Below are 14,715 nucleotides of genomic sequence, written 5' to 3'. Positions count from 1 at the left end.
TACTACGATGCCAACAACAACGGCTACCAGACGGCCACTCCCGGCGTGATGCCGCGCCATGCCATCAACGACGGCAACTACACGCGCAACGGCGAGCCGGCCATCAACTGGCTGCCGGGCTTCACAAAGCGCTACAACGAGGGCCAGAACGGCCTGGACTCCATTACGCCGGGCACCAGCAACGCGGGCATCATCGTGGAGGACTACCGCTTCCGCAAGAACTTCGCCCTGTTGGGTGATGCCACCCGCGGCCTGAACGGCAACGACACGGTGCGCCACACCGAAACGTTCGCCCGCACCAAGCGCGACGAGAACGGCAACAAGACGGTCGGCGTGCCCGACACCCGCGAGGACACGGGCATTATGAACGGCCTGAAGCTGCGCGTGGCCTATCCCACGGTGAAGACCGAGTACTGGGTGGCCGCGGGCACCGGCGCCGACGGCAAGACCGCGCCGGCCACGGGCACCGGCGCCTACTGGGACCAGTCCATCGCCAACAGCTCCACCGGCGCGCGCAACAACCGCTACTACTGGCTGCAGAACGACAACGCCATCAACTTCGGCGGCACCAGCTACAACAACGCGAAGTCCTTCGAGTACGGCGACACCCTGTGGTACACGGCGCGCTTCTCGAACATGAACAACGGCACCCAGAGCTCGGGCGCCATCAAGCACGCCAAGCTGGTGTTCGCCCTGGATCTGCCCAAGGAAGTGACGTTCTACGCGGGCAAGACCCTGATGAACTCGCCGGCCGAGGTGACCGATAAAAACTACGAGATGTACCTGGGCGACCAGGACGGCACCGACAGCCAGTTCGTGGTGGAGTGGACGCACCGTCTGCGCACCCAGGGCAACCGCACGGTAACCGAGACCTTCACGCCGAAGCAGCTGATCGACGCCGGTTGGACGGTGCGCATCATCCACCAGCCCGACTACACTTCCGACGACTACACGGTGTCGGCAGGCGGGGCCAACTACGCCAAGCCCGACTTGGACGATCCCACCGATGTGGCGCCCGAGAACCCGCCGGTGAAGGCCTTGTCCCACGAGGGCGAGACCGTGGTGTTCGAGCTGGCGCCGCCCGACGATGCCACCGACGAGGAGTTCCTGGAGTACGACACCCTGTACGACGCCTTCTTCGACGGCGTGCATCCCGACGGATACCTGGGCGTGAACGACGTGGTCACCCTGAAGGTGCGCACGCGCATCGACAATTTGGGCGACGGCACCGACGCCCTGGACGACATGGGCAGCACCTACCGCGACCGCCTGAACGAGTTGCGCTGCTGGGACGGCGGCAACTCCACGGTGTACACCACGCTGCACGACACCACCATGTCGTGGCTGGATAACACTAAGGGCTTCAATGGCGCCGGTTGGACCCATATCTTCCAGAACGACGTGCTGGCCGACGACGGCGTGACCGTGCTGCACAAGGCCGGTGATGCGGCGGTGAAGCCCACGCGCAGCCGCGGTTCCGGCGGCACGCCCGAATCGGATGCGGCCGAGGGCGTGTTCGACTTCCAACCCCAGTACATGGAGCGCTTCATCCGCTGGAGCCGCTACAACGGCTTCGTGCGCATGGTGTCCGATAAGGCCGCCAGCATCGACACCACCACCGGCGAGGAGATTCCCGCCGCCGACTACGACAAGGACGGCGACCTGACCGACAGCTATTCCTACGACCGGTCGGGCTACTTCCGCGTGCTGAAGCCGAGTGCCTCGGTGCGTGGCGACACGTTCATCCAGCGCAACCTGATCACCGATCAGGACTTCGACATCAACCTGGCCGACGACTCGCACCAGGGCGGCGACAACCGCTTCGTCATCACCCAGGCCATTAACACGGGCGCCGCGGTGAACAGCTTCATCGTGGATTGGCAGGTGCCCTACTACGGCACCTCCGACGCTCTGTCCTACGATGCGCCGCTGGCCGATGCCAAGCAGCCCGTGGTGCGCACGCTGCCCTATGTGGCCGCCGTGCGCACGGGCATCTGGGAGGTGCCCGGCGCCGAGTGGGAGACCAAGCAGGTGGCCATCGACAAGTACGGCAACATCATTCCCGATGCGCCGCCGTCGGGCACCCAGACGCCGGGCGGCGCGACTACGGCTGCCGTTGCGGCCGCCGAGGCGGCCACGGCCTTGGAGGCCGGCAGCGGCGTGGCGGCCGACACCGCGGCGGCGGCCAGCGCCGAGCCCGCGGCCTTCGGCGGTCACGAGCCGGCGGCCCGGGTGCTCACGCCCGCGGCCATGGCAGCGCTGTACAACGACGATACCGCCCTGCCCCTGACGGCTGCGGCTTTGGGCGCCTCGGATGCGGCGGCCCTGGCCGATGACGAGGCCGGCGAGGGTGCGGGCGAGGGCTCGGAGGGCGGCTCCGACGGTGCCGGCGACGGCTCCGAGGGCACCGACCCGGTGGACCCGCCGGTGCTGAGCGGCCGCAAATTCCAGGTGAACTACGACCTGACCACCGTGGGTGGCACGTCGTCCAGCCCGGGCGAGCTGACCGTGCGCGTGAACCAGGAGCTGCCGGTGGAGACGGGCGACGGCATTACCGGCTGCGTGGCCAAGCCCGCTCGCGACTACATGTTCCTGGGCTGGTACAAGAAGGTGTCCGTGGAAGGCGGCGGCACTGAGGAAGAGCTGGTCGACTACGACATCGACGACGACGGCAACGGCGTGCTCAGCGTCGACAACGTTCTTGCCAGCTTGAACAAAGACGACGACGGCAACTACACCTCCACGGTGTACGTGGCCCATTTCGCCGAGATCACCTACACCGTTACCTATATGGCCGAGTATATCGACAAGACCACTGACGACAAGTACGCCGGCCCGGCTCACGGCTCGGTGACGCTGAGCAAGTCGCTGGCCGATGACAAGGCGCTGTCGGTGTTCGAGACGAGCAACCAGCGCGCTATCGACCGCTTGGGCGGCGCCAAGGCCGTGCCCGATGAGGGTTACCAATTCGCCGGGTGGTACCGCCGCACCTTCGACAAGGACGGCAACATTCTGAAGGACGAGTTGGTCACCGACATCGCCCAGGCCAACGGCAACAGCGACCTGGCGGAAGCCGGCGACTGGAAGGCGTGGATCAACCGCGAGATCTCCGACGACGGCGCGGGCATCATCTACAAGGACACCACCTTGGTGGCCAAGTTCAAGGAGCGCCCGTCCTACAAGGACGTGAATGTGAAGCCCCTGAACGAGGCGGCCGAGATCGAGTCGAAGCTGCGCGTGTTCGTGCTGGCCCGCATCATCAATCCCTCCACCGAGGCGGCCGACCGCCACAAGTCGGTGTTCGGCGAGCAGAACGGCGCTGCCTACAACGACCGCGAGAACTACGCGTTCCCCGGCACCGACGCCGACCGCGACTACTTCTTCGGCGAGGACGACGCCAACGACTACAACACCGCCGACAACGCCGAGGGCACCTGGGTGATTCTGGGCGACCCGGCGGGCTATGCCGTCAGCGCCAAGGAGAACACCCTCATCGATACCACCGAGTACACCGATCGAGGCGTGGACATCCGCCAGATTCGCTGGGTGGTGAAGGCGGTGCCCGAGGGCGCTACCGGCTGGGACGCCATCATGGACGAGACGGCGGCCCGCGAGACGCCGGTGCCCCGCAAGTTCCGCCTGGATGTGGACGCCATTCCCACCAAGACCAACGCCGCTGGCCAGGTGATCGCCGGTACCGAGGGCAAGCAGGAGGCCGACGACTTCGATCCCGAGCGCCTGAACGTGGGCTGGTCGTGGCAGACCGACACCAACGGCAATCCCATCAAGGACACGTCGGGCAAGAAGAACCTCATCCAGACGAAGTCGCAGATGCCCTCGTCGCTGTACGACAACGCGGCGGGCGTGCTGTGCCACACCTACGTGCTGGAAGACTTCGTCATCTCCACGGTGGCCCTGCCGCTGATGGGGGATGAGACCCCCATCGTGCGGGCTTTGAACGCCGCGCGCGACGGCGACGCCAGCGCGGGCGGCTCGGGTGAGGCCACGGTTTCCAAGGAAGCGCATCTGAACCACTTCGTGTCGGCCTGGGTGCGCTACGACGACACGAAGTACGCCGGCGCCGAGCGCGACCGCGTGGGCTTCTACCGCGCTGCCGAGTATCCCACGCTGAAGATCGATATGGAGCAGGCCTACTTCAACGGCAACGCCACGGAGAGCTACACCTGGGTGACGGGCCGTCCGGCCATCGACCCCGAGGCGTCGCGCATGATGCGCTACAAGATTACGCTCACGAATCTCAGTTCCGATCAGCTGAAGTCGCTCGGTATCGTGAACGGCCGCGCCGACTTCTGCTCGAACCCCGACCTGTCGCTGGTGCTGCCCTTCGTGGAGGGCTTCGGCGCCGCCGGCATGCTGGACAACAACAAGTTCAAATACGTGCCCTACGACCAGACGACGAGCACGAGCTGCCCTCTGAACCTGGGCTACACCTCGCAGGCGAAGTCCCACGATGTGCCCATCATGACCGAGGTGCTGGACGACGAGGGTAACATCGTGAAAGACGAGAACGGCAACCCGAAGATGACGGAGCTGCTGGATTCCGATGGCAACATCATCTACGAGACCATCTACGACGAGCTGGCCAGCAACATCGACACCGCAACCCCGCTGTGGACCTACCATATCGAGAACCAGGACGCGTCGTTCGCCACCACGAGCATCGTGTCCAAGCCGAACGTGTCGCTGTCGCAGCCGTGGGTGGGCGGCAGCCTTACCGTGGCCGACAAGCTGGGCAGCGTGGGTTCGGGCTACAACCGCAAGTTCATGGACTGGCGCTTCACGTCGGCCTTGGGCGGCAACACCCGCGGCACCCTGCAGATGGGCCAGGCCGTGGTCATCGAGCTGATGATGCCCATTCGCCAGGACGCCAACACCGCCATCAGCTCCGATTTGATGAGCGCCACGGGCTATGCCAACAAGCCGGGCAACTACGACCCCTACATTCCCACGCAGCAGTCCAACAACAAGACCTCCTTCGTGTTGGATACCCGCGACTCGAATCTGGACGGCAACACCAACCAGATGATGCTGTCGCTGCAGCTGGAGGCGGCGGGCTTCATCTCGAACTCCACCCAGTCGCAGTCGAAGTACTCCTCCTCGCAGCTGGCCACGCTGTACACCCAGGCCATCAACGGCCCGGTGGGCGTGCCCGAGGGCACGAACTACTCCTACCGTTCCCAGGCCGAGAACCTGGGCGCTTCGGAGGCCATCGCGAAGAACTACGTGCGCACGGTGCTTCTGGATGTGCTGCCCTACAAGGACGACCCGAAGCTGCTGTCGGGCACTTATGTGCCCTCCCAGGTGGACGGCGAGCCCGGCACCATGGAGAAGCAGGATCGCGGCAGCACGTGGAACGGCTGGATCGAGGACTTGGATTCCATCAAGGCCTGGATCATCTCGCCCACGACCGATTCCAACCCCGACGGGCGCGAGCTGCGCTCCGACGAGGCCGAGATCTGGGTGGGCCCCTACCGCACCGACCAGATTTCCGACGGCGCGGGCGGCACGCGCACCAAGCTGACGGTGCTGACCGAGGACTCGCTGCCCGAGTTGTGGGCCATGCTGAGCCCCACCGAGAAGGCCGCGTGGCTGAACGAGCATCGCCTGAACCCGACGGCCCTGCGCGCCGAGGGCTTCGTGCCCCTGGAGGAGCTGAAGCGATACGTGGAGGCCCATCCCGACGAGGCGCTGCACCTGAAGCACTCGCTGCGCTCCATTTGGGTGGAAGTGAAGAAGGACGACGTCATCCTGCCCATGCGCGGTCAGATTCGCCTGACCTACGACATGCACGCGCCCCTGAACCTGCCCAAGTACCTGGGCTCCACCAAGGGCGACGCCGTGTTCGACATGAACCTGGATCCCGACGACAAGGACCTGAACCCCGATCTGGCCGAGCGTTTGGCGGCGGTCACCCAGTGGAACAGCTTCATCCAGCGCATCAACACCAACGGCGCCTCGCCCACCGGCGACGCCTCGGCTCGCGTGGTGGAGAACGCCATGGCCGGTGCCTTCATCGACGCGCCCGACGAGCGCGGCTACCTGGGCGACTACGTGTGGATCGACGCGAACTGGGACCAGCTGCGCAACGAGACCGACGGTACCGTGGTGAAGGACAACCAGGGCCGCGATACCACCATGCGCAAGGGCCCGAACGGCCGCTACATGGTGGCCACCGACACGCGCTACAACGCGGCCACCGGCGAGCACGAGAGCATCTACTACGACGAGGACGGCAACGAGTGCCTGGCCTCCGACTTGTTCCAGGACGTCGACTTCGACGGCGAGGCGGAGGATCCCGGCATCAACGGCGTGGTGGTGGAGCTGCTGAACGAGAACGGGCTGCCCGTGAACCGCGACGGCCAGGTGTCGAAGTGGATCGAGGGTGCCGCCGGCGACGGCAGCGGCCGTTGGGTGCAGTGCGACCAGAAGACCGGCGAGCCCCTGCTGAACGCGGGCGGCGGCTACATCAACGCCGACGCGGGCGCGCCGCTTTCCTTCACCACGGAAAGCGACTACTACGGCAACTCCGGCTACTGGATTCTGTCGAACATCCTTCCCGGCTCCTACAAGCTGCGCTACACCTTCCCGAAGGAATACGCCGGCTACACCATTTCCACGCTGTACACCGGTCCCGACGAGGACGGCGACGGCGTGCCCGACAACAAGCTGGACATCGAGCATCGCGAGGACGACCCCGACACCCCCGATGTGGACGAGACGGCCCTGATCGCCACCACGTCGAAGCTGATCGAGGTGACGCCGGTGGAGTACGGCCCCGAGTTCGCCGATGCCTCCAACAAGGACATCTTCGCCAACCCCGATGCGGTGCACGCGAAGTACGACGCCGATGCCACCAGCTACATCGTGGGCATCTCGGCCCCCGTTACCGTAGAGGGCCAGGTGTTCCAGGACGACAAGTTCTGGGGCACCACCGCCACCGGTGCTTTGTGGGGCGTGCAGTTCGACGGCGAGGACGGCACCAACCAAGATTTGATGGACGGCTATATCGACCGTCAGCTGGACCAGACCGACCCGATGCTGCCTTTGGTGACGAGTTTGGAGGAGGTACGCCTCGGCCGCATGCGGGTGGAGTTGTACGAGTACTTCCCCGAGACCGAGACCGTGGCCTCCGAGCCGGCCATCGATGCCGAGGGCAGGCCCGCCATCTTCATCACCGGCGACGGCGCCAACTGCGACTGGTGCGCCGAGCTGGCCGCCGGCAACCCGTCGGGCACGGCCAAGGAGCACTACCATCACAGCTGCTCCGAGGACACGCGCCTCACGGGCGACGCGCTGGCCGAGCACCTGCAGCGCGAGACCATCGGCGACTTCAAGTTCCTGATGAAGCCGGGCCACTACTTCATTATCCGCTGCGAGGACCATCTGGGCACGCGCCTTCTGAAGCCGACGCCCTACCTGCACACGAAGGATCCGTTGGAGATGCCCACCGACGACGAGGACGCGCTGTGGGACAACGACCTGTACCTGAAGAAGTACACAGTTCCCAACCCGAACTACAACCCGTCCGACCCCGAGTCGTCGCCCACGAAGAAGATCACCAAGGGCGAGACCTATCCCTTCCACGCCAAGGTGCCCACCGACGAGAACGGCCAGGCCATCTACGAGGACGGCGAGAAGTGGAAGGGCTACAAGGTGTACCGCAAGTTCGGCTTGGGCTTCGGCCTGGGCACCGTGGGATACCTGGGCAACTACGTGTGGAACGACCTGAACTACGACGGCGTGCAGGGGCTGCTGGAGCCCGGCGTGCCCGGCGTGACCGTTACCCTGGAGCAGTACTGGTGGAATCCCGACGCCTTGGGCGCGGGCCAGGGAGCCTGGCAACTGGTGGACAAGGAGGTCGTGAAGAACGACGAGACCGGCCAGCGCGAGTGGCAGGACAAGCAGCATAAGACCCGCGTGACCAACCAGGCGGGCCAGTACGTGTTCGCCGGCCTGTCCACCTACGTGGTGGACCCGCTGGACACCGACCTGGACAAGATGGACGACGAGAAGAAGAAGTATCTGGCCGGTTATCGCCTGCGCATCGACCGGTCGAACCTGCTGACGCTGAACACCAACTGGGGCTTCACCTACCGCGACAGCGCCGTGGGCGAGTTTGGCCCTGACGACGAGACCGACTCCGATATTCACACCACGGTGATGAACGGGCCGGCCTCGGGCAACCCGGCCGATCCCACCACGGGCGGCATGATCGAGGTGCCGGTGTACTATCTGAACGCCGCCGGCGACAAGCTGCCCATCGACCAGGAGCTGGGCCAGGGCAGCGATTCCATGATCGTGCTGGCCGGCCCCGAGCTGGACGACAGCCTGGCGAGCAACGTGGTGGAAGTGAGCGTGCCCGGCCTGAAGAAGCCCCTGCGCTACGACCTGACCAACCCGCAGCGCTTCGAGAACTGGGATGCCGGCTTGGTGGAGATTCCCCAGGCGTCCATCACGGGCGTGCTGTGGGAAGACGCCGACTACGACGGCCTGCGCAACATTGCAGACGATCCCGAGGACGGCGACGGCGCGGGCGATCCGGTGCCCCCGACCGGTGGGGAAGGGGAGGACGGCTCCGACCCGACCGACCCGACCGAGCCGGTGGAGCCCACCGATCCCGACCAGCCCGGCGAGCCCGTTGATCCCGACCAGCCCGAGCAGCCTGTTGCGAAGAAGGACCGTCCCATGGTCGGCGAGCGCGTGGTGCTTACCCAGTGGTACTGGGATCCCACGGCCGACGATGGCGCGGGCGCGTGGCTGCAGTCCACCACCTTCGGCGCCGATCTGCGCACGTCCCATGTGGTGGGCACCCTGCCCGTGCAGGTGCCCAACCCGGCCTACGATCCGGCTGGGTCGGGTGACGCGCTGAAGCCCACCATCACCGAGCAGCGCGAGGTGCGCGTGCCCAACGTGACGGGTGCTGTGGCCGGCGGCCTGGTGAACTGGGGCGCCGACGTGGGCGACGGGGCCTTCGACAAGAACGCGCTGCTGTCCATGGTGGCCGACGTGTACGACCCCGCGCAGTGGACCGACCTGGCTCCCGGCGAGGTGGGCGTGTTCACGAACGAGGACGGCACCTACAACTTCGACAACCTGCCGGCGGCCTATACCGACGCCGAGGGCGCGCAGTACCTGGCGTCCTACCGCGTGCGCCTGTACGCCACCCATGTGGACGACAAGGGCACGCCCGACGAGTCCGACGACAACCACTGGCTGCTCACGCGCTCGCATATGGGCGACGACCGCACCATCGATTCCGACGTGCTCGACCGCAGCACGCTGACCGTCATCGACCGCGTGGCCGAGACGGGCGGCGATCGGGGCGACGGCAGCCGGGTGGACGAGGGCCGCATCATCTTGGCGGGCGTGACCGACAAGCCCGACCGCGGCGACCAGGGCTCCCACGTGCCGGTGCCCGGCCAGTACGTGCAGAGCGGCCAGAACACCATCTACGACTGGCTGACCCTGCGCACCGACGGCGAGGACGTGACCGTGGAGACCGTTACCGACGAGGACGGCACCGAGCTGGGCGACCGCGTGGTGTTCCGCGGCGGCGACATCGGCCAGCTGCCGGCCCCCGAGGGCGACATCGCGGGCATCATCTGGAACGATGCCAACTCTAACGGCCTGCAGGACGCCGGCGAGCCCGGCGTGCCTTCCACCCATGCGCTGAAGGTGCGCCTCGACCGCTACGTGCCCGACGCCGATGCGGCCGACGGCTGGAGCTTGGATACCGCCTGGACGCCGCTGTACGAGTACCCGGGCGCCGGCGGCCACTGGCGCTTCGAGAACCTGCCCTCGCAGCGCCGCGAGGCCGACGGCTCCGATACGGTGTTCGCCTATCGCGCCCAGGTGGAGGCGGCGCCCGACGTGCGCAACACTCTGTTCATCGCCAAGTACCAGCAGGGCAACGACTACACCATCGACTCCGACCTGCGCTACGACGACTCCTACCTGATGAACGTGGACGTGGCCGAGTACGACGTGCTGCTTGAGCGCCGCGATGCCGATTCGTTCACGGGCAACGTGGTCACCTACGCGCCGTCGAACAACCCGAACCAGGGCGACGGCACCACGACGGGCGGCGCGACGCCTTCGTCCCTCATGTCCGAGCGGGCGAGTGGGCCGTTCACCTACGACTACGACCTGGCCATGCTGTCCGACCGCGCCTCCAACGACGGCGGCGTGGAGATTCCGCCCTCGGCCGACATCGCCGGCAAGGTGTGGAAGGACACCGACTACGACGGCTTCATCGACGAGGACGAGGACATCTTCGCCAACAAGACGGTCATTCTGAAGCGCTGGACCTATGATGCGGCTACGGGTGCGTGGAGCCTGGCCGACACCATCACCACCCAGACCGATGGGGAGGGCAACTACCGCTTCGCCACCATGCCCATTGCCACGCGCGTGAATCCCGACAGCCCGGTGTGGTCGCTCAACGGCTACACCATCGAGATCAACGGCGTGGAAGAGGACGTGGATCCGACGGGCATGGGCGGACGTCCGCTGACCCTGTGGCAGCAGATGACCGACCCGGATGAGCCGGGCGGCGAGCAGGACCGCAACTCCAAGGTGGCGCGTCCGACCTCCATCAGCGAGTCGGTGTACCAGGAGCTGTACACCGATGGCAACTACCCGATCACCTTCAACGTGGCCGCCGATACGGGCGCACCCGTGTTCCAGAACCGCATCGTGCTCACCCAGCGCGCCGGCGACAACACCGCCACGCTGCCCGAGTACCTGGTGGGCGGCTTCGACCTGACCGCGCCCCAGGGCCAGGAGCACATGAATGCCGGCTTCGGCCAGTTCCGCACCACCACCCTGCGCGGCGCGGTGTGGGACGACGAGGACTACAACGGCGTGCGCGATGTGCACATCGACCGCCTGGACGGCTCGCTGCCGCTGACGCCCGCCACGCCGGCATCCCGTGCCGTTACCCCCGAGCAGGGGCTGCCCGGCCTGGAGGTGCGCCTGGTGCGCTACTGCTACCGCGACGGCCAGTGGGTGGCCGACGGCGACTTCGCCACGGCCTATCTGGCCGATGTTGACCCGGCGGCCGGCCTGTACGCCAAGGCGGGCGATACGGCCTCGGTGTACGCGAAGACCGATGCCGAGGGCGTGTACGAGTTCACCGACCTGCCCAGCTTCGTGCCGAAGGGCCGCGGCGCCGACAAGGACGAGTTCTACCTGGCCTCCTACCGGGTGGAAGTGGTGCGCGACGCCACCACGGGCCAGTACGTGGTCACGCGCTTCCACACCGCGGCGGCCACCACGCGCACCGACTCCGACATGACCACCGACGTCGATCATGCCGACGGCAACTACCAGGTGCGCGAGACCTACGACGTGGTTGATGCCGCGGGCACGGTGACCGGCCAGCGCTCCGACGGCCGCATTATGCTGTCGCTGCCGGCCGACGGGGCGCGCAACAGCCAGTACGCGGTGCGCTACGAGGGCCTGACCTACGATCTGTTCGATGCCTTCGACGTGCAGCGCGGCGGCGACGCGGGCTTCAAGATGCCGGCCACCATGGTGGTGTCGGGCACTGCCTGGGTGGACGCCAACGCCGACGGCGTGTGGGACGACGAGGAGGGCGGCCTGCCCGGCGTGACGGTGGAGCTGCGCCGCTACTGGTACGATGTGGACAGCAACCAGTGGCGCTTCGATCGCACCTACGGCACCGACGGGGTGGGCTCCACCGTGTCGAACGCCGAGGGCTACTGGGAGTTCACGCATCTGCCCGCCACCGGCGTGCTGCTGCCCGGCGACGGCATTCCCGCCGGCGAGGGCACCCGCGCCGTGGTGTACGGCTACCGCGCCAACGTGGTGGGCTTCCCGAACGGCTACTATCCGTCCGACCTGAACGCCATCGACGACGCCGAGCGCGACTCCGACCTGGACGACGGCACGACGCGCCTGGTGCCCGACGAGGCGCACCACGGCCTGATCGTGCTGACGAGCCCGGCCGAGGACGACGAGGACGATGCCACCATCATCGCCTGGACGGGTGCGAGCACCGAGCGCTGGTCGCTGGCGAACACCCACGACTCGCACCATAACGACGCGGGCTTCGCACCCGAGTCGTCCGCCGTCATCGCCGGTAAGATTTGGGATGACGACGACTTGAACGGCATTCAGGATGTGGGCGAGCTGCCCATTCCGCTGGGCACGGTGTACCTGGAGCGCACCAAGGTGCCGCGTTCCGAGCTGACGGTGGACCCGGCCGAGTTCGACAAGCAGGGCTGGACCATCACCGACGGCGCTCCCGGCAGCGATTTGAACGGCACCACCGGCGAGCCTTTGGTGGCGGCTAGCTGGAAGGCTCCGGGCACGCGGGCCGCGGCCGCCTCGACCGCTGCCGGCCGGGCCGCTGGCTGGACCCAGGTGGGCAGCTGCAACGTGGACATGGAGGGCCGCTACTCCTTCGGCGCGCTGGCCATGGTGGATACCGACGGGCTGCCGTGGCGTTATCGTGTGCGCTACGAGCGTCCCGAGGGCACCTTCTACGCGCCGGTGAACCTGGGTGCCAACGACGACATCGACAACGATTGGGCGCCCGATAATCCGGATGTGTCTATCGACGAGGGCGGCTCGCCCGCTCTGGACGTGGTCATTCCGCGGGTGGGCGGCAAGGTGAACGCCTACGGCCAGCTGTGGAAGATGCACCAGCCCGTCAACTGGACCGACCGCGAGAACGAGGACGGCGAGCCGGTGGGCGCGTCGGTGGACTTCGGCTTCACCTGGCCGCCGACGGTGACCATCGCCGGTTCGGTGTGGGAGGACGAGGACGTGAACGGTCAGCGTGCCTACCGTATCGCCGAGGACGACGAGGGCGATGACGTGCAGGCGGGCGACCGCGTGTGGACCGAGCCCGGCATCGACGACGTGTATGTGGAGCTGCGACGCTACTGGTACATGCCGGCGGAGTTCGTGGGCGACGATCCGTTCATCATCCAGCCCAAGCCCGAGGCTCCCGAGAAGCCCGTGGTGCCCGACACGCCCGGTGCGGGCGGCGAGGGCGAGCAGCCGGAGACGCCGGAGGGACCGGATACGCCGGATACGCCGGTCGATCCGACCGACCCGGTTGACCCGGTTGACCCCGGTGAGACGACCGATCCGACCGATCCCGATCCCGTTGACCCCGCCGCTCCGGTGGCCGTGCGCGCCTCGGCGCTGGTAGCGGCCACGGGCGAGCGCGCCGCAGTGCCCGCGGCCGACGGCGGCTACTGGGTGTACGACACCAACTTCAACGCCACGGGCATCTACGGCGAGGTGCCGGGACGCTATTCCGACGAGAACGGCGACTGGGCCTTCACGGGTCTGCCCACCACCGGCGAGGTGAGCGTTAACGGCGTGGTGCACCGCGTGGTGTTCGGCTACCGTGTGAACGTGCCGGTGCTGCCCGAGGATTACGAGGTGACGCTGCTGAACGAGGGCAACGACACCACGGTGGATTCCGACCTGGACGAGATGAACACCCGCCTTATTCCCGATGCGCCGGAGGGCGGCCTCATCGTGCCGTCGAAGCGCTCCGACGGCACCGAGTCCGACCTGTCGTTGGTGAAGAACGCGCCGGGCGGCACGCCGCGCTCGCTGGCGGTGGCCTTCGACAGCTTGTCCAACGACGCCGGCCTGGTGCCGCGCCAGTCGGTAACTATCAGCGGCGTGGCGTGGGACGATCCCGATAAGGACGGCATCCGCACCGAGGACGACGAGGTGCTGCCCAACTTGACGGTGCGCCTGGAGCGCCGCGTGGTGGCTCCGGCTGAGACGACCACGCGCGACGACTTCGGCACCTACACCACCGACGGCGCGCCGGGCAGCGACCTGACCGCCGAGGGCGAGCCCAAAGAGCGTGCGGCGCGTGGCATCGTGCGCATTCCGGCGGCCGACAACGGAGCCTGGGCGCTGGAGAAGCCCCTGGCCCTGGCAGACGATGTCACCGTCGGCGGTGACGGTGCGGCCGACGGCGACGGCTCGGGGTCGGCCGACGGCTCTGGCGACGGCACCAACCCCGGCGATGGTTCGGGTGATGGCACCGGCGACGGTTCCAACCCCGGCGACGGCTCGGGCGATGGTACCGGCGACGGCTCGGGCGATGGTTCGGGCGACGACGGGGCCGACGACGAGCCGAAGTACCTCAGCTACGGTCGCGAGAGCAGCCCCGTCATCTCGGCGGGCAGCTCGTGGCAGACCGTGGCCACGGTGCGCACCGACGGCGCCGGCGCCTACCGCTTCGAGGGCAATCCCCTTGTAGACGGCAACGGCAACGCCTACGAGTACCGCGTGGTCACCGATCGTCCTGCCGGAGCCGAGTTCGTGCCGTCCCATGCCGGCGCGAGCGATAACTTCGACAGCGACATCGATCCCATGGAGGGTGACGATGGCGTGGGTGCCACCGAGGCGCTTACCGTGGTGAAGGTGCGCGAGGGTCTGGTGAACGCCTACGGTCAGACGTGGAAGGCTTCCGCTCCGCAGCACTGGACCTTCGAGACGGAGCGTTCGGTGGACATCGGCTGGTGGTGGGAGAACGATTCGTGGTTCACGAAGATCTTCTACAAGCGCCTGCCCCAGACCGGCGACACCTTGGTCCTGAGCGCATTGCTGATGCTGGTGCTGGCGTCGCTGGCCCTGGCTTTGGCACTGCGCCGCCGCAAGAAGAAGGAGGACGAGCAGCCCGAGACCGCCTAG

Annotated in this window: 1 protein-coding gene (running past one end of the window); it reads left to right on the top strand. The window is 67.0% G+C overall.

The window, feature by feature from the left end:
• Window positions 1-14,715 carry the end of an InlB B-repeat-containing protein gene (locus VIN30_RS06440; protein ID WP_338210186.1) on the top strand. The gene continues 20,088 nt to the left of window position 1, outside the view, so only the last 14,715 of its 34,803 coding nucleotides appear in the window; its start codon lies beyond the left edge, outside the window; it ends in the stop codon at window positions 14,713-14,715.

It is taken from the genome of Adlercreutzia wanghongyangiae (genome assembly GCF_035989245.1).
GTDB classification, from domain to species: Bacteria; Actinomycetota; Coriobacteriia; order Coriobacteriales; family Eggerthellaceae; genus Adlercreutzia; species Adlercreutzia wanghongyangiae.
The sequence above is the reverse complement of the archived record's forward strand: the minus strand, read 5'-3'. Positions and strand labels throughout refer to the sequence as shown.